This window comes from Mesorhizobium sp. YM1C-6-2 (assembly GCF_003666685.1).
GTDB lineage: Bacteria > Pseudomonadota > Alphaproteobacteria > Rhizobiales > Rhizobiaceae > Mesorhizobium_K.
On sequence record NZ_RCIZ01000001.1, the window covers coordinates 1,006,052 to 1,027,253 of the forward strand.

The following is a 21,202-nucleotide window of genomic DNA, read 5'->3' on the forward strand; positions in this document are numbered from 1 at the left end:
CATGTCCGGACCGGAAGTCGCCATCGATCTCGGCCGCATCGAGCGCAACGCGCGGACGGTCGTCGCGCGCTGCGCGGAGGCCGGCATCAAGGTGTTCGGCGTCACCAAGGGCATGTGCGGCATGCCGCAGGTGGCGCGCGCGATGCTGCGCGGCGGCGTGGCCGGGCTGGCCGAATCGCGCTTCCAGAACATCCGTCGACTGCGCGACAGCGGCATCGCGGCGCCGATCATGCTCCTGCGCAGCCCGCCGATCTCGCGCGCCGAGGAAGTGGTGCGGTCGGTCGACATCAGCCTGCAGTCGGAACTCGCCATCATCCGCGAAATCTCGCGCATCGCCGAGCGCATGGGGCGCGTGCACGACATCATGCTGATGGTCGACCTCGGCGACCTGCGCGAGGGCATCTGGCCGAACGACCTGCTGCCGACAGTCGAGCGGATATTGGAGATGAAGGGCGTGCGCATCGCCGGCATAGGCACCAATCTCGGCTGCTTCGGCGCCATCATGCCGACGCCGGACAATCTCGGCCAACTGGTCGCGCATGCCTACAAGATAGAGAGGCTGGCCGGCATAAGCCTGGACTATGTGTCGGGCGGCGCCTCGTCGTCATTGCAACTGCTGCTCGACGGCACGCTGCCTTCCGGGATCAACAATCTCCGGGTCGGCGAGGCGATCCTGCAGGGCGGCGTCGAGACGTTCCGCGAAACGCCGTGGAAGGAACTCGAAGCCGACGCCTGCCGGCTGACCGCCGACGTGATCGAGGTGAAGATGAAGCCGTCGCGGCCGATCGGCCAGTCCGGCTACGACGCCTTCGGCAACCAGCCTTATTTCCCCGACGACGGCGACCGGCTGCGGGCGATCGCCAATGTCGGCCGCGAGGACGTGATGGTCGAGGGGCTGACGCCGATCCACAAGGGTGCGCGCGTGCTCGGTGCGTCGAGCGACCACCTGATGATGGACGTCACCGACGCCGATCCGCCGGTCAGGGTCGGCGACCGCGTCGCCTTCCGCATGAACTACGGCGCGATGCTGCTGGCGATGACCTCGGAATATGTCGAGAAGGTGCCGCTGCACGGCGTCGAGATCACGCCGCGCGGCAAGATGGTGCAGATCGTCGCCGACCGTGGTGCGGCGGCGATGCTGGCGAGGCTCGACGCCGGCGCGCGGCTGGAGGCGATGGACTACGACGTGGTCGAGCCCGGCGACGCCGCGCGGCTGCCGGCGGGGCTGATGCGGCTCTCGGCGGGCACCGACCGGCGCGTTGCGCTCGAGGCGCTCGCAGCGACGGTCGAGGAGACGCATTCGGTTGGCCTGATCCGGTTCGATTCCAGGGCGTCGCTCGGGTCGGAGCGGGATGCCGGTGGGGCAGCCACGGAAAATTCGGTGCTGTCCCAGGTGCTCGGACTGATGGACGAGCAGGGCCCGCTGCAGCCGCAGCTCTCGCCCGAGAATGTCGTGTTGATCGGCCTGCGCGAGGCAAGCCCTGCCGAGGCCGCAGTGCTGAAGCAGTCGCGCATCACCGTGTTCACCATGGCCGACATCGATGCGTCGGGAATGCGCCAGGTGGTGCGCGAGGCGATACGGATCGCCACGACCGGCACCGCCGGATTCCACGTCAGCTATTCGCCCACGGCGACCGAGATTCCCGGCTGGGCCGACGGTTCCGGCGGCATGACGGTGCGCGAGACGCACCAGGCGATGGAGATGATCGCGCTGGCCGGCGGCATGATCTCGATGGACGTGTCGGCGCTGTCCGCGACGCTCGACGAACGGGTGACCGCGGAGACGCTCAGCTTCGTCATGTCGGCATTCGGCAAGCGGATACTGTAGCAAGCGCCCTATTGCCTGAGGACCGTCGCCTTTGCGCCGGCCTCGATCTGGTCGATCACCAGGAGCTTGACCGGGTCGAGGCCGATATTGGAACCCTGGTGCCACTGGTCGATCATCTCGACGATGAAGTCGCCGGTCTTGAAGACGTCGCTCTTGCCGGTGTCGACATTGGTGACCTGCAGCGTGCCGGCGAGCACATAGGCGTAGCGGGCGAACGGGTGCTTGTGCACCGGCAGCGTCGCGCCGGGAGCGATGTCGTAGATCGAGGCGGTCACCTCGACGTTGTTCTGCGGCAGCGTGAGGGGTTGGCCCGTCGAGGTGGTCGCGGTGGTCTTCACCGGCGTCACCACCACCGGCGCCGCCGCGCCGCTGTCCAGCGCATGCGCCGGGTTGAATGAAACGCAGGCCAGCAAGGCCGCGACCGTCAGCATTTTCCGCATTGTCCCCTCCGTCGGATGCGGCGGAGCTTAGCAGAACCGGCAGACGCGAGAACTGCGGAAGTCGTTGGCGCGAAGAGTTTCCCGCTGACGTGGCGGCCGAGGATCCAGCGGCCTGCTGGCCAAATTTCTTCTGGGAGGAAAAAGCCCCGCGAGGGCCGGCGCCTAGCTGGGGGCTTGGGAGTGGGCGGCGCCGGCCGTGCGGAGGGTGGTCCGCCGCAAGAGGATGGCACCACAGTACGCGTCCCGGCGCTATTACGTTATCGCACCATATGGTTAAATCGGCGTGCAGCAGCAGATTCTAACTTAAGCCATTTTGAATGCAATTTTTGATTGCATTAGTCGAGGCAAGCCACTGTTTTGGCTGCATTATTCTGAATTCCAATCGGTTAACCCGGATGAGTTTCAACCACCGGTGCCCCAGCCTTGATCCGGGCCGGGAACAGCCTTCTGAGCACGACGTAGAAAACCGGCGTCAGGAAGAGACCGATCAGCGTCACGCCGAGCATGCCTGAGAAGACGGCCGTGCCGAGCGAACGGCGCATCTCGGCGCCTGGACCGGTCGCGATGACCAGCGGCACGACGCCGAGGATGAAGGCGAAGGCCGTCATCAGGATGGGCCTGAGGCGCAGCCGGCTGGCCTCGGCGACGGCATTGACCAGGGTCTCGCCGCGCTCCTGCGCCTGCCTTGCGAATTCGACGATGAGAATCGCGTTCTTGGCCGCCAGGCCGATCAGCACGACGAGGCCGATCTGGACGAGCACGTTGTTGTCGAGCCCGCGCGTGGCTACGCCGATCAAGGCCGCGAGCACGCCGAGCGGAACCACCAGGATGATCGCCAGGGGCATGGTCCAGCTCTCATACTGCGCCGCAAGTGCGAGGAAGACGAAGAGCACGGACAGGCCGAAGATGAAGATCGCCGTGTTGCCGGTCTGCTTCTCCTGCAGCGCGAGCTCGGTCCATTCGTAGGAGGTACCCGGTGGCAATGTCTCGGCCGCGATCTTCTCCATGGCGTCAAGCGCATCGCCGCTGGCGACGCCGGGCGCGGCGTTGCCCTGCACGGGCACCGATACGTACATGTTGTAGCGCTGAACGAGCGTCGGGCCGGCGACATCGCGGATCTCGACCAGCGTGCCGAGCGGCACCAGCTGGCCGCTGGCGGAGCGCACCTTCAGCTTCAGTATGTCCTCGCGGTCGATGCGGAACTGCTGGTCGGCTTGCGCCTGCACTTGGTAGACGCGGCCGAAGGCGTTGAAATCGTTGACGTAGGCAGTGCCGAGATTGATCGACAGCGTCTCGAAGATCTGCGGGATCTCGACGTTCAGCATACGTGCCTTGTCGCGGTCGATCGCCAGGAAGAATTGCGGGCTCGATGCGGAGAAAGTGGTGAAGACGCCGGTGAGGCCGGGGGTCTGGTTGGCCCTGCCGGCGATCTCGTAGGCGAGGCCCAGGATCGACCGCATGTCGGCGCTGTTGCGCTCCTGGATCTGCATCTTGAAGCCGCCGGAATTGCCGATGCCCGGCACCGGCGGCGGCGGCACCGCGATGATGAAGGCTTCCTGGATCGCCTGCATGGAGCCGAACAGCGTGCCGATGATCTGGTCGGCGGAATGGCCGGCGGCGAGCCTTTCCTCGAAGGAATCGAAGGCGGCGAAGATGACGCCGGCATTGCTGGCGTTGGTGAAGGTGGCGCCCGAGAAGCCGGCGAAGGCCACCGCATCCCTGACGCCCGGCGTGTTGCGGATGATCTCGGAAGCCTCGAGCACGACCTTGTCGGTGCGCGACAGCGAGGCGCCGTCCGGAAGCTGAACCACGACGATGGCGTAACCCTGGTCCATCGCCGGGATGAAGCCGGTCGGCACCGTCTGCATCATGTGCACGGTTGCGTAGATGAGCGCGCAGAAGACGGCGAGCATGACGAGCAGCGCCGTCCATGTGCCGACAAGGAGACGGACAAGCCGGGCATAGGCCGAGGCCATCCGGTCGAAGCCGTTGTTGAAGCCGTCCGCGAGGAACCGGCCTATGCGCGCCGGCCAGAAGCGCGATGGCGCGGCATGCGCCTGATGCGGCTTGAAGAGAAGGGCGGCGAGCGCCGGCGACAGCGTCAGCGAATTCAGCGCTGATATGATCGTGGCGACGGCGATTGTGATCGCGAATTGCAGGTAGAACTGTCCGGTAATTCCGGGAATGAATGCAGTCGGCACGAAGACGGCGGTCAACACCAGCGAGATAGCGACGACGGCCGCACCGACCTCGTCCATCGTTCGGTGCGAGGCGGTCGCCGGATCGTAGCCGAGGCGGATGTTGCGCTCGACGTTCTCGACCACGACGATGGCGTCGTCGACCACGATGCCGATCGCCAGGACGAGACCGAACAGGGTGAGCATGTTCAGCGAGAAGCCGAGCGCGAAGAGAATCGCCAGCGTGCCGATCAGGGACACCGGGATCGCCACGATCGGCACGATGGCCATACGCCACGACTGCAGGAACACGATGATGACGATGATGACGAGCGCGATAGCCTCGAGGATCGTCTTGTAGACCTCGTTGATGGACTCGGCGATGAACTCGGTCGGGTTGTAGACGATCTCGTAGGTGAGGCCCGGTGGGAAGTCCTTGGCCAGCTCGGCGATGGTTTTCTGGATCTCCTCGGCGGACCCGAGTGCGTTCGTTCCCGGCCGCTGGAAGATGCCGAGCGCAACCGCCGGCTTGCCGTTGAGGTAGGAATTGGTGATGTAGTCCTTGGCGCCGAGCTCGATGCGGGCGACGTCCTGCAAGGTGATGAGGCGACCGTCCTCGGTCGACTTGACGATGACGTAACGGAAGTCGCGGGCGTCGTCGAAGCGGCCCTGCGTGGTGACGGTGTACTGGAACGCGGTGTCGCTGTCGTTCGGCGGCGCGCCGATCGAGCCGCCGGACACCTGCACGTTCTGGGCGCGCAGCGCTTCCACGATATCGCCCGACGTCATGCCGAGCGCTGACAGCTTTTCGGGATCGAGCCAGATGCGCAGCGAATATTCGCGCTCGCCGAAGATGAGGAGGTCGCCGACCCCGTCGAGACGCAACAGCACGTCGCGCACCCGCGAGCGCGCATAGTTGGAGACGTAGAGCTGGTCATAGGTGTCGTCTGGCGACAGCATATGGATGACCATCATCAGGTCGGGCGAGCTCTTCTCGGTGGTGATGCCCTGGCGGCGCACCTCCTCCGGCAGCCGGGGCTCGGCGATCGCGACGCGGTTCTGGACCAGCACCTGCGCCTGGTCGAGGTCGGTGCCGAGCTCGAAGGTGATGGTGAGCGACATCGCACCGTCGCCTGACGAATAGGAGGACATGTAGAGCATGTCCTCGACGCCGTTGATCTCCTGCTCGATGGGCGTCGCCACCGTCGAGGCGACGGTCTCGGCGTCGGCGCCCGGATAGACGGCGCGAACCACGATGGTCGGCGGCGCGATCTCGGGATACTGCGCGACGGGAAGCTGCGTGTAGGCGATGGCGCCGACGATCACGAGCACAATCGACAGCACCGACGCGAAGATCGGCCGGTCGACGAAGAAATGCGAGAATCTCATTGGGCGACCCCGGCGACCTCGCCCTCGGGCGGCAGCGTCACCACCTCCGCCTTGACCTTGACGCCGGGCCTGACCCGCATCAGCCCGTCGATGACGATCGTCTCGTCGCCGGTGAGTCCTTCGCGAATGACGCGGTAGCCGTGCTGGCGCGGGCCGGTGCGGACCGGCTTGGCGCTGACATTGCCTTCCGCGTCGACGACATAGACGATGCGGCGGTTCTGATCGGCGCCGATCGCCTGGTCGGGCACCATGACGCCCCTGTAGGGGAGGGAGCCCGGTACGTTGATGCGGCCGAACATGCCGGGCTGCAGGACGCCGTCCGGATTGTCGAAGCGGGCGCGCACGCGCATCGTGCCGGTGGCGGCGTCGATGCGGTTCTCGGCGAAGTCGAGCTTGCCCTTGAAGGAAGCGCCTTCGCGATCGGCGATGCGGACCGAGACGTCGAGCCCGCCGGCGCCTTGCTGCAGCGTGCCGCCGCGCTTGCGCGCATCGCTGGCGTAGGCGAGGTAGAGGCGCTCGTCGACATCGAAGTAGAAATCGATGGGGTCCGTCGCCACGATGGTGGTGAGCAGCGTCGTGTCCGACTGCACGAGATTGCCGACCGAGACGAGGCGGCGGTCGATGCGGCCTGAAAGCGGCGCCTTGATCTCGGTGAATTCGAGGTCGAGGCTCGCCGTCTGCAGCTCGGCCGTGGCGCCCTGAAGTCCTGCTTCGGCAGCCAGATATTCGCGCCGCCGGTCGTCGAGCGTGGAGGTCGGCAGATTGCCGCTTTTGGAAAGATCCTCGGCGCGCTCAAGTTGAAGTTTGCTGAAATCGAGCAGGCTCGTGGCGACACCCACCCGCGATTTGGCTGCATCATAGGTCGCCTGATAGGGGCGTTGGTCTATGGTGAAGAGCAGGTCGCCCTTCTTGACGAGCGCGCCGTCGGTGAAATGGATCTCCTGGAGATAGCCGTTCACGCGCGACCTGACCGCTACCTGGTCTACCGCCTCGAAGCGGCCGACGAACTCGTCGTCCTCGACGATGTCGCGCACCACCGGCTTTGCCGCGGTCACCGTCGGCGGTTCCTGCTGGGCGAAAGCCTGTGTCGAGAGAAGAAGGCCGGCAAGCAGACCAGCCGAGGGTAGCAGGCGCCGCAAGAGAGGCGCGGACGCGGCTGCGGAGGAATTGTCCTGTCGGCTCATTTATCCCTCATGACGCTCGGTCTGAAACGCAGGCTGACATATGGCGCCATGCGGCGCAACCGCCCAGCCGAGCGTCCCGACACCCGGGTGTCGGCAGCATTTATGTATCGGGACCGGCGCTGAAAAGAGGGGCCGCTGGAAAACCTCGCGGGCTACTGACATCAAATGGCGGGAGCGCCTTTCCGGCGAAGGCGGCGCTCACTGGCGCCGGGCGCAGACCTGGTCCCTCGCCGAGGAGATGGTGCGTTCCTGCTGCTGGAGCCTTTCGATCCTGGCGGTCTGGCGGTCGGTGACGGCCGTCGCGACGCGCGTTCCTCCCGGAACCCAGCCGGGAATGTTGGTCCGGGCGACCCTGCCGCGGGTGATGGCCGTCTGGGAAATGCTGCCGGCCACGCCGGACAACGTGTGGTTCAGTTCGTTGCAGTCCATCGTGGCGTAGGCGGACGGGTCGACCGACCCGCGCGATGCGCAGCCGGCGAGCAGGACCAGAAGGACGACCAAGCCGGTCGGCGGGATTGAGGCGGCCGATCTCATGCCTCCACTCTAACGCGGAGATCGCGGCCACGTCGAGGCATGGCCGGGTCATCGATGGACTCTCGAACCGGCACCCCCGGGCTTATGGCGGCAAGACGTGGTTGGAGGCTGGTTTGAAGGGCTTCGAGGGACGCACCGTCGCCAGGGGACCTTCTGCGACCGGATACGTCATGCAGGCCGTGTCCTGCCATTGGCGATGACGGTCGCGCTTACCGGGCTGGAACTGCTGATGTCGGTGATCCAGGCTTACATTTTCACAATGCTGACCTGCATGTACCTCAACGATGCGCTGCATCCGGGGCATTGACCGCAGACGCGTTCGGTCCCATCTAAGCGGAGAGGACGGCCTCTCCAATCCATATCAACCGACCGGGACGGCCCGGCCCTGAAAGGAGGGCCGTGTCATGGCCTGGATCTATCTCGTACTCGCCGGCGTGCTCGAAATCGTGTGGGCGTTCTACATGAAGAAATCGGCCGGGTTCACGCTGCTTGTGCCGAGCACCGTCACCATCGTCACCATGATCGCGAGCTTCGCGCTGCTGTCGATCGCGATGCGGACGCTGCCGCTCGGCACCGCCTATACGATCTGGACGGGCATCGGCGCGGTCGGCGCATTCGCGGTGGGCGTGATCGTCCTTGGCGAGGCGGCTACCCCGATGCGCCTCGCCGCCGGCGCCCTGATCGTCTCCGGGATCGTGCTGATGAAGTTGTCCAGCACGGCTTGATCGGCGACATGATCGCTACGGCGCGAACCGCCCGCGCCGTAGCCGGCAGGCTGGCGGTCAGCGTTCGATGAAGGCGGCGAAACCGGCCACGAAATCGCGCAGGCGCTCGCGGATCGCCTCGTCGGTCAGGTTGCCGTCCGCGTCGAACAGGGAGCCGGCGCGGCCGACCAGCAGCCGGCCGCCCGTCCAGTGCAAAGTGCCGAGCGTCCGGAGAACCGGCAGCCAGGCGGCCTGCGACATGACCGTGCCGAACGCACCCGGCGAGGCGCCGATGACAGCCACCGGCTTGCCGCCGAAATGACGGGCTATGTCGCTGGCCGGCCGGCTCATCCAGTCTATCGCGTTCTTGAACACGCCAGGGATGCTGTTGTTGTTCTCCGGCGTGGCCAGAAGCAGGCCATCGGCTGCCAGCAGGCTGGCCTTCAGCGCCTGCACCGGCGCGGGGATGCCCTCGGCCTGCTCGGCGTCGGCATCGTAAAGGGGCACGTCGCGGATCGATCCGATGTCGATGGTGACGCCCGCCGGCGCCAGTTCAGCGGCAGCCCTGAGCAGGCCGGCGTTGAAGGAGCCGCGGCGCAGACTGCCGGACAGTCCAAGTATCCTGGTCATGAAATCAACCTCCAAGGATGCGGCCCGCGGCAAACGCCGCAGGCCGGTTTGATTTTTCGGACCGTCAGCCCAAAGGCTTCAGGTTCGCCTCGATCGAGGCGCGCCGGCCTTCGAGGAACGGCGGCAGGGCCAGACGCTCGCCGAGATGTTCCAGCGGCTCGTCGGCGGTGAAGCCGGGGCCGTCGGTGGCGATCTCGAACAGGTTGCCACCGGGCTCGCGGAAATAGAGCGAGCGGAAGTAGTAGCGCTCGACCTCGCCGGAACTCGGGATTCGGAATTCCGAAAGCCGTGCCGCCCAATCGCGGATCGCCTGGATGTCGGGCGTGCGGAACGCGACGTGGTGGACAGCTCCGGCGCCCTGGCGGGCGATCGGCAGGTCGGGCTGGACGGCGACGTGCAACTCCGCTGCCGGCCCGCCTTCGCCCATGCGATAGACATGAACATCGCCCTGGCCGTCCGGCGAGGCATACTGCCGTTCCTGCTTCATGTTCAGCACGCGCGTCAGCACGTCGTCGGTGGGCTCCAGCTTAGGCACCGAAATGGTGATCGGGCCGAGGCCGCGGATCTGGTGCGCGGCGGGCACCGGACCGAGCGCCCAGGGGTGGGCGTCACCGGCGCCGCCGTCGTCGACCAGCCTGAAGCGCTGGCCCTCGGGATCCTCGAAATCGATCGTGGCGCGCCCGTCGACCGTTCTGGCCGGCTCGGCACTGACGCCGAGATCGTTGAGGCGGGCGGCCCAGTAGTTCAGGGCCTCCTCTCCGGAGACGCGCAAGCCCGTGCGGCTGATCGAATGCGTGCCGCGCCGCTCCGGCGCGACAGGCCAGTCGAAGAAGGTCAGATCCGTGCCCGGCGTTGCCTCGCCGTCCGCGTAAAAGAGATGATAGGCGCTGGTGTCGTCCTGGTTGACGGTCTTCTTGACCAGCCGCAGTCCCAGTGTGTCGGTGTAGAAGCGCTTGTTGGCGGGGGCGTCGGCGGTGATCGCCGTCAGATGGTGGATGCCAGTCAGTTGCATGTCGGCTACTCCTGTTTTGTGCTGGCGCCAATGTGGTCGCTCGCGGAAGGGATGTTCAGCCTCCATGCGACGAAGCCGGCGTTCGCGATTTGCGAACGGTTTTGCATCCTCGCGCGCAAAATGCGGTAGGGTGACGACATGCGATGGACGATCGAAGAAATCAGGACGTTTCTGGACGTCATGGATACGGGCACGGTGTCGGGAGCGGCCGCCCGCTCGAACCTTTCCAAGTCGGTGGTCAGCAAACGTATCGCCGATCTCGAAGCAGCCCTCGGAGCGGCGCTCTTCCAGCGGCACGCCGGCCGCATAAGCCCGACCGCGAGCGCCGAGGAACTGGCGCTCCGGCTTCGGCCGGCGCTCGCCGAAATGAACGATGCGGTGGAAAGCGCGGCGTGGGGCATGGCCGGCCTCAGAGGTTCGCTCGCGATCGCGGCGCCGATGAGTTTCGGGACAAGTCACTTGAGTTCGGTGGTCGCCGATTTTGCGCGGCAACACCCGGATCTGGACATCACGCTCGACTATGACGACCGGGTGATGGACCTCGTACGCGGTCGTTTCGACGTTGCGGTTCGCATCGGGCAGTTGCGCGATTCCGGATTGATCGTCCGCAAGCTCTGCGAGGACCCCCGGGTGATCGTCGCAAGCGCCGACTACGTCAGACGTCGCGGCGCGCCGGAGAGCCTCGACGACCTCCAGGCGCATTCCTCCATCGGCTATCTCAACGTCCAGGCGACCAGCGTCTGGCAGTTTCGGGGCGACGATGGAGCAGTGTCCGGCGTCCCCATGAAAAGCCGCGTGTCGGCCAACAACGGTGAGGCGATGCGCGACATGGCGATAGCCGGACTGGGCATCGCGCTTTTGCCGCTATTCGTGGCGCATGAAGCCTTGCGGAAAGGGCAGTTGATCAGGGTCGCCGAAAAGCTGAAACCGACGCCGCTGCCGATTTCGGTCGTCTGGCCGCCCGTCAAGCCGATGCCGATGAAGCTGCGGGCGATCGTGGATCACCTGGCGAAGGCCTTTGCCGAACAGCCGCCATGGCTGTCGTAACGATTGTCGTGATCGTTGGCGCCGTGCGGTCTCGGCGACTGAGCGAGACGTCTCCGGTCAGATCCGCGCGTCTCGCCTTAGCGCGTCGGTGCGGGTCGCATGATATGGGTAGGAGAAGACGTCGCTGAAGTTCTCGGTCAGCGAATTGATGAGCACCCGCAGGCCGGGATTCTGCAGCCGATGACTCGCGAAAAGAGCATACATGGGCACTTCCTTCGATCGCCAGGCGGGAAGGACAGGTTCCAGAAGCCCTGCTTCGACCTCCAGGTCGGCGAAGAATGTGGGTATGAAGCAGATGCCGTGGTCGTGGACGGCGGCCAGTTTCGCCACCCAATAATCGTTGGTCAGGAACCTTGGATGGGGCTGCAGACTGAATTCCTTCGCTCCGTCCTGCAGGTTCCAAAGCATCAGACTTTCGCCGCTGTGGTACCCGATGAGATCGTGCGAGCGCAATTCTGTGGGGGAGCCGGGACTTCCGTGCCCTTTCAGATAGGCATCGCTTGCATAGAGGCCGAAGGAGAACCTGCCGATCATCCGCGCGGTCAGCTCGGCAACCTGCGGCACGGGCGGCTCGCCAAGGTAGAGGATCACGTCGAGGCTGTCGCGGGCGGCTAGCAGCGCATCGCCGCGAAAGACCATCACCTCGAGCTTCAGGTCCGGATAGCGCTGCGCAAAATGCAGCACCAGCGGTCCCATCAAGTTCGAGGAAAACTCCCCGCCTGACCCGATCCGCAGGGTTCCGAAGGCAAGTTCGCGCTGCCGCCGCGCGGCATCGAGGCCGCGCTCGCAGGCGCGGCGGATGTTCTTGGCGTGGTCCAGGAAGTCGAGCCCGACCTCGTTGAGGACGAGCCGGTTGCTCGACCGCACGAACAACGGAGCGCCGATCTCCTCCTCAAGGCGCTTCAGCTGGTGGCTGATGGTGGTCTTGGGCTTGGCGGCGGCCCTGGCGGCAGCCGAAAGGGAGCCACTCGACGCGATTTGGAGGAAAATCAGGACATCGTCGAGCTGCATGGAATCCTTGTACGAAATTTTCGCAAGCTTGTTTCAAAATAATGGTCTGTAGCCCTCCGTCAATCGCGAATATGGTTCGCCCAACTTATCGGCCAGACCATCAGGGAGGAGCGTGTGGCGATCGGGCAGAATGAATGGCGAGGTGTCGGCCTCGATCGGCAAGTCCAGCCGGCGTCGAGCAATCCCGTCATCGTGGATGGTGAAATGCTCGCCATGTGGCGGGGCGAGGACGGCCCTGTCCGGATCTGGGAAGACCGTTGCCCCCATCGCGGCATGCGCCTGAGCTTCGGCTTCGTCCGCGGCGATGCGTTGCGCTGCATCTACCACGGCTGGAGCTATCGCACCGACGGGCAGTGCATCGAGATACCCGCACATCCCGAACTGACGCCTCCCAAGACGATCTGCGCAAGCTCTTATCCCGCCGAGAGCCGCTATGGCATCGTGTGGACCAATCTCGAGCGCGGCGGACCGGCGCCGTTTCCCGATCTCGGCCCGGATGAAGGCTGGCTCCCCGTACGCAGCCTCTATGTCAACAGACCCGCCGGACAGGTTGAAGCCGCCGTCGAGAGCTTCGATTTCGGTGCCCCTTCGAGCATTCGCCTGAAAAATCCGAGCGCGATCCTGCTCGGCATCGGGTCGCAGATGGAAATGCTGCTGGCGATCCAGCCGGTGAACGCGGATCGCACCGGGCTTCATGCCGTCGTCCGCGGCGAGAACGCCTCCGCAGCCAGAGCCGACCTTGCAAGGCGCATGCAGCACTTGCGCGCCGAGATAGAGGCGGAAAGGGAGAAGAAGTAATGGCCGTTTCACGACCCTCGGCACGCCGACGCGTGCCCTGCCGGAAATATTCGAGTTCGATGAGCCGGATCGGCGAATCGTCGGCTGCGGCAGCGTCGGCGTGCGCACGAGCCCTTATCGTCTGGTCGAGAACTTCCTTGACCTCGCGCATCTGTGCTTCATCCACAAGGACATTCTCGGCGACCCGGAAAAGTCCGAGGTGGTGGCCTACAAGACCGAACACCGCAAGGATGCCGACGAGATCTGGGCGGTGGATTGTGCGTTTTACCAGCCGTCGGCGTCCAAGGCGTCGACGACCGGGCAGATGACCAAATACATCTATCGCGTGATGTCGCCGTTCAGCGTCATGCTCTACAAGACGGTGAACGGCGATCCGAGCCGCAATGACGCCATCTGCGTGTTCATTCAGCCGTTGGATGAAGCCGACTGCCTGGCATACATGCCGATGGCGCTGGTCGACGAAACGAGCACCGACGGCGACCTCATCGAGTTCCAGCAATCCATCTTCCTGCAGGATCGCGTGATCCTGGAGAACCAGAGGCCGGCGCTTCTGCCGCTCGATCCGAGCTATGAATTGCCGACCCGGGCCGATGCCAGCTCCATCGCCTATCGCCGCTGGCTCAAGGCGATGAACATGCGGTTCGGAATTTTCGAGAAGCAAGCGGCCTGACAATGACGATCACGCTATACGACTACACGCTGTCGGGAAGCTGCTACAAGGTTCGGCTGCTGCTGAACTTCCTGGGGCTTTCCTACGATCGCCGGCAGATGAATTTCTATCCGGGCCGTCAGCACAAGTCGCCGGAATTCCTGGAGATCAACCCGCTCGGGCAGTTGCCCGCCCTGCAGGATGGCGACCTGATCCTGCGCGACGCCCAGGCGATCCTGTGCCATCTGGCCAACAAATACGACGCGGATGGCCACTGGCTGCCGCGCGACGAGCGCTTCGGCGACGTGATGATGTGGGTGATGTTTGCCGGCGGCGAACTCATGAATTCGTCTGCAGCGCGCCTGCACGATGCGCTCGGCTACAAGCTCGATGTCCACGCCGCGCGAACGAATGCGCATGCCGCATTCCGCGTCCTCGAGGATCACATGACGGCTCGCGAGATCGCCGGACGCAAATGGATCGTGGGGGACACGCCGACCATCGCCGATATCGCCTCCTTCCCCTATATCGCGCTGTCGGGCGAGGGCGGCATCGGCCACGAGGACTATCCGGCGCTGCGCAACTGGATGCGCGACTTCCGTCGTCTCGACCGCTTTCACGCCATGCCCGGCGTCCCCGAGTTCGTCTGATGCACGACGGGGATCTGGAGGTCATTGTCCGGCAAATCCGATCTGAAACGTCGGAAGTGCGTAGCTTCGTGCTCGAATTGGCGTCCGGCGAGCCGTTGCCTCAATTCAAGGCCGGGGCACATGTCGACGTGTTCCCGATACCCGGGCTGAGCCGGCAGTATTCGCTGGTCAACGATGCGGCCGATTGCTCCCAGTATGTGCTCGGCGTCAAGCGCGAGCCGAACAGCCGCGGTGGCTCAAGCGCCATGCACGGCAATCTGCAGGAGGGATCCAGGCTTCGCATCAGCCGGCCGAAGAACAACTTCGCCCTGCGCGAAAACAAGGGCAGGAACATCCTTCTGGCAGGCGGCATCGGCGTGACGCCGCTTCTTTCGATGTCGCAGGCGCTGTTCAGGCGTGACGCGGATTTTCACCTCCATTATTTCGTGCGCTCCAACAGCGAGATGGCCTTCCGCGATCTGATCACCGGCAGCGAATGGTCCAGCCGGGTGAACCATCACTTCGGCCTGGTGCCGCCATTGCTCAACGATGTGCTCGAGGAAATCCTGCGCGCCCCGAACGCCGATGACCTCGTCTATCTGTGCGGACCCGGGCCGTTCATGGATGTGGTGCGCAGTTGCGCCACCAGTGCGGGGTGGACGAAGGACCAGATCGTTCTGGAGCATTTTTCCGCCGAGCCTCCGAAACTAGAGGCAGGCGCCGATGAGTTCGTGGTGCGCCTCGCCCGGCGGGGCGTCGAGTTGATCGTGCCGTCGGACAAATCGATCATCGAAGTGCTGCGGGAGGCTGGAATCGAAGTTCAGACCAGCTGCGAACAAGGTGTTTGTGGAACTTGCGTCACGCCAGTCCTGGAGGGCGAACTGCTTCATAACGACCTTTATCTCTCGGACGACGAGCACGAGGAGGGCCGTTTGATGACGCTATGCGTTTCACGCTGCAAGTCCAAGCTTCTGATCTTGGACATCTAGAGTTGTAAGGCCGCATTTAAATTGTCGAGAGATCAACCATCGCTAGCGACGTGAAAGATCAGGCTCACAATGGCAATTGGTAAGGAACAGGTTCTGACTAGCGTCGAGCAGCGTCAACCTCTGCTGCAATTGGACCGGCTGTGCAAATCGTTCGGCGCCATGCGCGCCAACGAGGATGTCTCGATCAGTATATATCCCGGCGAGATCCATGCCATTCTCGGCGAGAACGGCGCCGGAAAAAGCACGCTGATGAAGATGATCTACGGTGTGCTTGCGCCGAGTTCAGGCCGCATAGTGTGGCAGGGCGAGGAAGTCACGGTCCAGTCCCCGGCCGTTGCCCGCAGCCTGGGCATAGGCATGGTGTTCCAGCATTTCTCGTTGTTCGAGACCCTGACCGTCGCCGAAAACATTTCCCTGTCGGTGCCGGAAAGCGCGGCGGCCCTCAGCCCTCGCATAGCGGAATTCGGACAGCGCTTCGGCCTGCCGGTAGACCCTCTGGCGTTGGTTCACTCGCTGTCGGTCGGCCAGCGCCAGCGCGTGGAACTGATCCGCTGCCTGCTGCAGAAGCCGCGCCTCATCATCATGGACGAACCGACGTCGGTCCTGCCGCCAAGCGGCATTCCTCCTCTGTTCGAAACCTTGCGTACGCTGGCCGACGAAGGCTGCGCGATCCTCTTCATCAGCCACAAGCTGGACGAGATACGTTCGCTGTGTCAGCGGGCGACCATCATGCGCGCGGGCAAGGTCGTGGGCGCCGTCGATCCAACCCGCGAAACAAACGAGACCCTGGCTCGGATGATGATTGGCCGCGAACTGCCGCATCCGACCAGAGTCCCCGCCAAGCCGGGCGAAACCCCGGCCATGGAGATACGAAATCTGACCAGCGTTCCGACAGATCCGTTCGGTGTCGTCCTGAACGACGTCGATCTGACGTTGCGGCCTGGCGAAATTCTCGGCGTTGCCGGAGTTTCCGGCAATGGGCAGAAGGAACTAGCCTCCATACTTTCGGGCGAGACGACATTGCCGAGGGCGGAACGGGAGCGGATCCTGATCGATGGCGTTGCCTGTGGCCACATGAATGCCGGCCAGCGCCGCGCACTCGGCCTTGCCTTCGTTCCCGAGGAGCGCAACGGACGCGGCGCGATACCTGAGATGAATCTCGTGCAGAACACGTTGCTCACCGCACATGCCAACGGGTTGGTCAGGCGCGGGTTCATCAACCGCAAGGAAGCGCGGACTTTGGCTGACCGTTGCATCGCCGATATGGACGTTCGTTGCCAGGGCGCCTATGCCGAAGCGAGAAGCCTGTCCGGCGGCAACCTGCAAAAATTCATCGTCGGGCGCGAGATCATGCTCAAGCCGAAAGTCCTCATCGTCGCGCAGCCCACATGGGGCGTCGACGTGGGTGCGGCGGCAGCTATCCGCCAGGAGCTCATCCGGCTGCGTGACGACGGTGTGGCGCTGCTCGTCGTCAGCGACGAGCTGGAGGAATTGTTCGAGGTGGCGGATCGGATGCAGGTCATCTTCCGCGGTCGCCTGTCTCCGTCCTTGACGCGAGCCGAGGCCAGCACGGCAACGATCGGAAGCTATATGACAGGCGGCTTTCTCGATCGGCCGGCTGATTCCGAGGCGGAGGCAGCCTGATGCGCGCACCCTGGATGATCGAACCGCGAACGAGCCTGTCGCCCTTCCTGAGCCTCGTTCCGCCGCTTGCCGCTGTCTTGACCACCATCGTGGGCGGCGTCGTCCTGCTGACGTTTCTGGGCATCTCGCCCGGCGCCGCACTCTTCCAGCTTTTCCTGGCGCCGTTCAGTTCGGCGTTCAACATCGGCGAGGTCCTGCTGAAGGCAACCCCACTGCTGCTGATCGCGCAGGGCCTTGCCATCGGCTTTCGAGCGAAGGTGTGGAACATCGGGGCCGAGGGGCAGCTGATCGTCGGCGCGATCGGCGGCAGCCTGCTGCCGATCTTCTACAACGACAGCCAGAACCCGCTGATGATAGGCGGCATGATGCTCATCGGAATGCTGTGCGGCATGGGCTGGGCAGCGATAGCCGCCGCGCTGCGGACGCGTTTCAACGCCAACGAAATCCTCGTCACGCTGATGCTGAACAGCCTGGCGCTGCAGCTCCTCTATTATCTCGTTGGCGGACCCTTGCGGGACCCGCATGGCTTCAACTTCCCCCAATCGGCATTGTTTCCGGATGTCGCGATGCTTTCGCTCCTGAGCAGCGCGGGAAGGGTGAATACCGGCCTGCTGGTGGCCCTCGCAGTATCGGTGGCGGCGTGGCTGTTCGTCGAACGCAGCCTGATCGGCTACAAACTGCAGGTCGGCGGCGTTGCTCCGGAGGCCGCTCGTTACGCGGGCTTCAAGGAAAGCCGGGCGATCTGGCTCAGCCTGTTGATCGGTGGCGCCGCGGCTGGCCTTGCCGGCGTTTTCGAGGTTGCCGGCCCGCTCGGCCAGCTTCAGCGCGTCGTATCGCCCGGCTACGGCTTTGCCGCGATCATCGTGGCCTTTCTCGGCGGCTTGAACGCCATCGGCATTCTGTTCGCCGCCTTCTTCATGGCGGTGATCTATGTCGGCGGCAATATCGCCCAGGCATCCGCCGACGTCCCCTACGCCGTCATATCGATCCTGCAGGGCATGCTGCTGATCGGATACATCGTGGCGCGCGTGTTCGTGGATTATCGCGTGGTGTTCCCCTGGTCGCTGGCGAAGGTAAGCTGAAATGGCTTGGTTCACGTTCCTGATCTCGGGCACGCTTCTGGCGGCGACACCTCTGCTGATCGCGGCCCTCGGCGAGGTGATCGTCGAGAAATCGGGCGTCCTCAATCTGAGCATCGAAGGCATGATGTCCGTCGGCGCCGTCGTCGCGTTCATCGTGGTCCTGTATAGCGGCAGCCATTGGCTGGCACTGGTGGCAGGAGGCATGGCGGCCCTTGCGCTGTCGGTCATCTTCGCCTTCGTCGTTCTGCTCGCTCTCGGCAATCAGGTGGTGTCGGGACTGGCGGTCGGACTGTTCGGCATCGGCGTTGCCGGCCTGGTCGGCAAGCCCTATGAGAACATGACGGTGGCGCCGATGCAGCGGATCGACGTACCGCTGTTGTCGGATATCCCCGTGCTGGGACCGGGGTTGTTCCATCATCCGTTGCCCGTCTACCTCGCACCGCTGCTGGCGGTATTGCTGTGGTGGATGTTGAAATATTCCAAGGTCGGGCTGGTGCTGCGCGCGGTCGGAGAATCGCCGGAATCGGCCAACGCAGTCGGCTACAACGTCGTCGGCGTTCGTTTTCTGGCGATCATCTTCGGCGGCTTTCTCGCCGGTGTCGCCGGCGCCTTCATCTGCATCGCCAGCTCCACCCTGTGGGCCGACGGCATGATTGCCGGGCGCGGCTGGATCGTCATCGCGCTGGTGATGTTCGCCATGTGGCGGGTCGAGCGCGTCATCATCGGCGCGTATCTGTTCGGCGCGGCTTCGATCGGCGAATTGCTCGTGCAGAGCGCCGGCATTTCCGTTCCGTCGCAGTTGATGACGAGCATCCCCTACATCGTCACGATCGTCGCCGTATCCATCCTGTCGATGGACGGCAAGCGCGTTCGCCTGAATGCACCCGTCTCGCTCGGGCGGGTCTATCTCGGGACCCACTGACCAAGAAAACGAAGATCAGCAAAAACCAAAATCCAGGGAGGAAGAAAATGCTGAAGACCTTGAAGACACTGGCAATTACCGCATGCATGGCGTTTGCCCCCGTCGTTGCGCAGGCAGAGCCGATGACAGTCGGCTTCGTCTATCCCACGCCGACAGGCGATGTCGGTTGGGCCAAGCAGCTGGACATGGGAAGGGAAGCGCTTATCAAGGAATTCGGCGACAAGATCACGACCCGTGTGGTCGACAACGTGCCTGAAGGTCCGGATGCCAGCAGGGTCATCAACCAGCTGATCAGCGATGGCGCGAAGTTCATCATGCTTGGCTCCTTCGGCTATTTCAACGACGGGCTTCGCCTCGCCAGGCAATTCCCCGACGTCGCCTTCATTCATGCCAGCGGCTTCAAGCAGAGCAAGAATTTCGGCACCTTCACGGCGCGTAACTATGAGGGCTTCTACCTCGCCGGGATGGCCGGCGGCGCGGTGACAAAATCGAACACGATCGGCATCGTCGCTGCGTTTGCCGTCCCTGAAGTGGTCGCGGAGGTGAACGCGATTGCGCTTGCGGTGAACAAGGTCAATCCGGACGCCTAGATCAAGATCGTCTGGGTCAATACCTGGTTCGATCCGTCGAAAGAGCAGGACGCGGCGCGCGCGCTGATCTCCCAGGGCGCCGATGTCCTCTATTCCCTGCATCAGGATACGCCGTCCGTCGTCAATGTCGGCCAGGCGCAGAAGGTCTTCGTGGTGAACACCAATTCCGACATGACCGCGCATGGGCCCGACGCTGTCCTGGCATCGGTGACGACGGATTGGACGAAATATTTCATCAAGGAAGTCGGGGACAAGCTGGCCGGTCAGTTCACGGGAACAGATACCCGGGGCGGGCTTGCCGACGGTACGGTGAAGGTGGTCGCCTGGAACAAGGCGCTCACGGCCGACCAGATGGCGATGATCAAGGAAGCCGAGGCAAAGCTCGAAAGCGGAGAGATGCACGTTTTTGCCGGACCGCTCCGCGATCAGTCCGGCACGGAACGCGTTGCGGCCGGGGCCACTCTTCCCGACCCGGAGATTTTCGGCATGAACTGGCTGGTCGAGGGTCTTGAAGGCTCACTGCCGAACTGACGCCTTCCGAGGCGGACGGCTTTCACAAGACGAGCTGGGTGGCATGGAATATTTCAGCGGAAGGCTTGGGTTGGGCGGCGCCAGCGAACGGGCGGCAGAAATCCGTTTCGAAGGCGTCCTCGGCCCTTCCTTCGTCGATTTCGTCATGGCACGCGCCACCCGCCTCGGCCTCAAGGGATGGATACAGGATATCGGCCCTTCGGTTCTTGTGCTGGTCGAGGGTCCCGAGGCTTTGGTGGATTCCTTTGAAATCACCTGCAGCCTCGGGCCGATCGCTTCGCGTGTCGATTCATGGGTGCGCTCGGATCGCTCACCCGGTTTGAACACCGTCGGTTTTGAGCGGCGGCACTGATCAACCTTCCATATTGAGCCTCGGAGGAATTTTTAATGAAGACACGCGCCGCCGTGGCCGTTGCCGCAGGAAAGCCGCTTGAGATCATGGAAGTGGACCTCGAGGGTCCGCGCGCGGGCGAGGTGCTGGTCGAGATCAAGGCGACCGGCATCTGCCACACCGACGAGTTCACGCTGTCGGGCGCCGATCCGGAAGGCATCTTCCCGGCCATCCTCGGCCATGAAGGCGCCGGCATCGTCGTCGACGTCGGGCCCGGCGTCACCTCGGTGAAGAAGGGCGACCACGTCATCCCGCTCTATACGCCGGAATGCCGCCAGTGCCCGTCCTGCCTGTCGCGCAAGACCAACCTGTGCACCGCCATCCGCGCCACGCAAGGCCAGGGCCTGATGCCCGATGGCACCAGCCGCTTTTCGATCGGCAAGGACAAGATTTTCCATTACATGGGCTGCTCGACCTTCTCGAACTTCACCGTGCTGCCCGAGATCGCGGTCGCCAAGGTCAATCCCGACGCGCCCTTCGACACGATCTGCTACATCGGCTGCGGCGTGACGACAGGCGTCGGCGCCGTCTTCAACACGGCCAAGGTCGAGATGGGCGCCACCGCGATCGTGTTCGGCCTCGGCGGCATCGGCCTCAACGTCATCCAGGGCCTGAAGCTTGCCGGCGCCGACATGATCATCGGCGTCGACCTCAACAATGACAGGCGGGAGTGGGGCGAACGCTTCGGCATGACCCATTTCGTCAACCCGAAGGAGATCGACGGCGACATCGTTCCCCATCTGGTCAACATGACCAAGCGCGGCGCCGACCAGATCGGCGGCGCCGACTACACCTTCGACTGCACCGGCAACGTCAAGGTGATGCGCCAGGCGCTGGAGGCCTCGCATCGCGGCTGGGGCCAGTCGATCGTCATCGGGGTGGCCGGGGCCGGCCAGGAGATCTCGACGCGGCCGTTCCAGCTGGTCACCGGGCGCACCTGGAAAGGCACCGCCTTCGGCGGCGCGCGCGGCCGCACCGACGTGCCGAGGATCGTCGACTGGTACATGGACGGCAAGATCCA

At 64.2% G+C, this 21,202-nt stretch carries 19 protein-coding genes and 2 pseudogenes; 14 read left to right on the top strand and 7 right to left on the bottom strand.

Annotation, left to right across the window (positions count from 1 at the left end; all coding sequences use genetic code 11):
• Position 1 precedes the first annotated feature (1 nt).
• Positions 2–1,828, top strand: coding sequence for an alanine racemase (locus D8676_RS04815; protein WP_121579654.1), 1,827 nt, complete (start codon positions 2–4; stop codon positions 1,826–1,828).
• 8 nt (positions 1,829–1,836) lie between these two features.
• Here D8676_RS04815 and D8676_RS04820 read toward each other — a convergent pair whose 3' ends face one another.
• From D8676_RS04820 to D8676_RS04835, 4 genes are all read right to left on the bottom strand, one after another.
• On the bottom strand, positions 1,837–2,268 hold the full coding sequence (locus D8676_RS04820) for a cupin domain-containing protein (protein WP_121579655.1): 432 nt from the start codon (positions 2,266–2,268) through the stop codon (positions 1,837–1,839).
• 386 nt (positions 2,269–2,654) lie between these two features.
• Positions 2,655–5,834 carry a multidrug efflux RND transporter permease subunit gene (locus tag D8676_RS04825; RefSeq protein ID WP_121579656.1) on the bottom strand — a complete coding sequence of 1,060 codons (3,180 nt, stop codon included), beginning with the start codon at positions 5,832–5,834 and terminating at the stop codon, positions 2,655–2,657.
• Entirely contained in the window at positions 5,831–7,018 is a 1,188-nt protein-coding gene (locus tag D8676_RS04830) for an efflux RND transporter periplasmic adaptor subunit (RefSeq protein WP_121579657.1), read from the bottom strand. The genes D8676_RS04825 and D8676_RS04830 overlap by 4 nt, the downstream gene beginning before the upstream one ends.
• 198 nt (positions 7,019–7,216) lie before the next feature.
• Positions 7,217–7,552: a hypothetical protein gene (locus D8676_RS04835; RefSeq protein WP_121579658.1), complete on the bottom strand. Its 336-nt coding sequence runs from the start codon at positions 7,550–7,552 to the stop codon at positions 7,217–7,219.
• A gap of 167 nt (positions 7,553–7,719) precedes the next feature.
• On the opposite strand from D8676_RS04835, the pseudogene D8676_RS04840 reads away from it, so the two are divergent.
• Both D8676_RS04840 and D8676_RS04845 read left to right on the top strand, forming a co-directional pair.
• Positions 7,720–7,859 (top strand): annotated as a pseudogene (locus D8676_RS04840) (F0F1 ATP synthase subunit A); the annotation flags it as partial.
• Positions 7,860–7,956: 97 nt separating this feature from the next.
• A complete protein-coding gene (locus D8676_RS04845; protein ID WP_121579659.1) occupies positions 7,957–8,277 on the top strand; it encodes a multidrug efflux SMR transporter in 321 nt (106 codons plus the stop codon).
• A gap of 57 nt (positions 8,278–8,334) precedes the next feature.
• Here the strand turns inward: D8676_RS04845 and D8676_RS04850 are convergent, their stop codons facing one another.
• Positions 8,335–8,886: an NADPH-dependent FMN reductase gene (locus D8676_RS04850; RefSeq protein ID WP_121579660.1), complete on the bottom strand. Its 552-nt coding sequence runs from the start codon at positions 8,884–8,886 to the stop codon at positions 8,335–8,337.
• 64 nt (positions 8,887–8,950) lie between these two features.
• Positions 8,951–9,898 (bottom strand): ring-cleaving dioxygenase, encoded by a 948-nt coding sequence (locus tag D8676_RS04855; RefSeq protein ID WP_121579661.1) that lies wholly within the window; start codon positions 9,896–9,898, stop codon positions 8,951–8,953.
• Positions 9,899–10,036: 138 nt separating this feature from the next.
• Here D8676_RS04855 and D8676_RS04860 point away from each other — a divergent pair, with 138 nt between their 5' ends.
• A complete protein-coding gene (locus tag D8676_RS04860; RefSeq protein WP_121579662.1) occupies positions 10,037–10,945 on the top strand; it encodes a LysR family transcriptional regulator in 909 nt (302 codons plus the stop codon).
• Between the two features lie 57 nt (positions 10,946–11,002).
• Here the strand turns inward: D8676_RS04860 and D8676_RS04865 are convergent, their stop codons facing one another.
• Complete coding sequence (locus tag D8676_RS04865) at positions 11,003–11,956, bottom strand: LysR family transcriptional regulator (RefSeq protein WP_121579663.1); 954 nt, start codon at positions 11,954–11,956, stop codon at positions 11,003–11,005.
• Positions 11,957–12,070: 114 nt separating this feature from the next.
• Between D8676_RS04865 and D8676_RS04870 the strand changes: the two genes are divergently transcribed.
• The 10 genes and pseudogenes from D8676_RS04870 to D8676_RS04920 form a co-directional block, all read left to right on the top strand.
• The gene (locus D8676_RS04870; protein ID WP_245426569.1) at positions 12,071–12,754 is read left to right on the top strand and encodes a Rieske (2Fe-2S) protein; all 684 of its coding nucleotides are present in this window, start codon (positions 12,071–12,073) and stop codon (positions 12,752–12,754) included.
• Positions 12,755–12,854: 100 nt separating this feature from the next.
• Positions 12,855–13,424, top strand: coding sequence for a hypothetical protein (locus tag D8676_RS04875; RefSeq protein ID WP_183096974.1), 570 nt, complete (start codon positions 12,855–12,857; stop codon positions 13,422–13,424).
• Positions 13,425–13,426: 2 nt separating this feature from the next.
• Positions 13,427–14,053: a glutathione S-transferase family protein gene (locus D8676_RS04880; protein ID WP_121579664.1), complete on the top strand. Its 627-nt coding sequence runs from the start codon at positions 13,427–13,429 to the stop codon at positions 14,051–14,053.
• On the top strand, positions 14,053–15,021 hold the full coding sequence (locus D8676_RS04885; protein ID WP_121579665.1) for a PDR/VanB family oxidoreductase: 969 nt from the start codon (positions 14,053–14,055) through the stop codon (positions 15,019–15,021). Before D8676_RS04880 ends, D8676_RS04885 begins: the two co-directional genes overlap by 1 nt.
• Positions 15,022–15,090: 69 nt before the next feature.
• Complete coding sequence (locus D8676_RS04890; RefSeq protein ID WP_183096975.1) at positions 15,091–16,665, top strand: ABC transporter ATP-binding protein; 1,575 nt, start codon at positions 15,091–15,093, stop codon at positions 16,663–16,665.
• Positions 16,665–17,747 (top strand): ABC transporter permease, encoded by a 1,083-nt coding sequence (locus D8676_RS04895; RefSeq protein ID WP_121579667.1) that lies wholly within the window; start codon positions 16,665–16,667, stop codon positions 17,745–17,747. Before D8676_RS04890 ends, D8676_RS04895 begins: the two co-directional genes overlap by 1 nt.
• A 1-nt stretch (position 17,748) precedes the next feature.
• Positions 17,749–18,669, top strand: a complete 921-nt coding sequence (locus tag D8676_RS04900) for an ABC transporter permease (protein ID WP_121579668.1) — start codon at positions 17,749–17,751, stop codon at positions 18,667–18,669.
• Between the two features lie 122 nt (positions 18,670–18,791).
• Positions 18,792–19,790: pseudogene (locus D8676_RS27620) on the top strand (BMP family ABC transporter substrate-binding protein).
• Positions 19,791–19,833: 43 nt separating this feature from the next.
• Positions 19,834–20,142, top strand: a complete 309-nt coding sequence (locus D8676_RS04915; RefSeq protein ID WP_121579671.1) for an acylphosphatase — start codon at positions 19,834–19,836, stop codon at positions 20,140–20,142.
• A gap of 35 nt (positions 20,143–20,177) precedes the next feature.
• Positions 20,178–21,202, top strand: a 1,025-nt coding sequence (locus D8676_RS04920; protein WP_121579672.1) for an S-(hydroxymethyl)glutathione dehydrogenase/class III alcohol dehydrogenase, incomplete at its 3' end; no start/stop codon positions are given.

Bases quoted from the DNA above. Each gene is read 5' to 3' on its own strand.
- D8676_RS04815 (WP_121579654.1), top strand. From the start codon at position 2: ATGTCCGGACCGGAAGTCGCCATCGATCTCGGCCGCATCGAGCGCAAC.
- D8676_RS04820 (WP_121579655.1), bottom strand. From the start codon at position 2,268: ATGCGGAAAATGCTGACGGTCGCGGCCTTGCTGGCCTGCGTTTCATTC.
- D8676_RS04825 (WP_121579656.1), bottom strand. From the start codon at position 5,834: ATGAGATTCTCGCATTTCTTCGTCGACCGGCCGATCTTCGCGTCGGTG.
- D8676_RS04830 (WP_121579657.1), bottom strand. From the start codon at position 7,018: ATGAGCCGACAGGACAATTCCTCCGCAGCCGCGTCCGCGCCTCTCTTG.
- D8676_RS04835 (WP_121579658.1), bottom strand. From the start codon at position 7,552: ATGAGATCGGCCGCCTCAATCCCGCCGACCGGCTTGGTCGTCCTTCTG.
- D8676_RS04845 (WP_121579659.1), top strand. From the start codon at position 7,957: ATGGCCTGGATCTATCTCGTACTCGCCGGCGTGCTCGAAATCGTGTGG.
- D8676_RS04850 (WP_121579660.1), bottom strand. From the start codon at position 8,886: ATGACCAGGATACTTGGACTGTCCGGCAGTCTGCGCCGCGGCTCCTTC.
- D8676_RS04855 (WP_121579661.1), bottom strand. From the start codon at position 9,898: ATGCAACTGACTGGCATCCACCATCTGACGGCGATCACCGCCGACGCC.
- D8676_RS04860 (WP_121579662.1), top strand. From the start codon at position 10,037: ATGCGATGGACGATCGAAGAAATCAGGACGTTTCTGGACGTCATGGAT.
- D8676_RS04865 (WP_121579663.1), bottom strand. From the start codon at position 11,956: ATGCAGCTCGACGATGTCCTGATTTTCCTCCAAATCGCGTCGAGTGGC.
- D8676_RS04880 (WP_121579664.1), top strand. From the start codon at position 13,427: ATGACGATCACGCTATACGACTACACGCTGTCGGGAAGCTGCTACAAG.
- D8676_RS04885 (WP_121579665.1), top strand. From the start codon at position 14,053: ATGCACGACGGGGATCTGGAGGTCATTGTCCGGCAAATCCGATCTGAA.
- D8676_RS04890 (WP_183096975.1), top strand. From the start codon at position 15,091: ATGGCAATTGGTAAGGAACAGGTTCTGACTAGCGTCGAGCAGCGTCAA.
- D8676_RS04895 (WP_121579667.1), top strand. From the start codon at position 16,665: ATGCGCGCACCCTGGATGATCGAACCGCGAACGAGCCTGTCGCCCTTC.
- D8676_RS04900 (WP_121579668.1), top strand. From the start codon at position 17,749: ATGGCTTGGTTCACGTTCCTGATCTCGGGCACGCTTCTGGCGGCGACA.
- D8676_RS04915 (WP_121579671.1), top strand. From the start codon at position 19,834: ATGGAATATTTCAGCGGAAGGCTTGGGTTGGGCGGCGCCAGCGAACGG.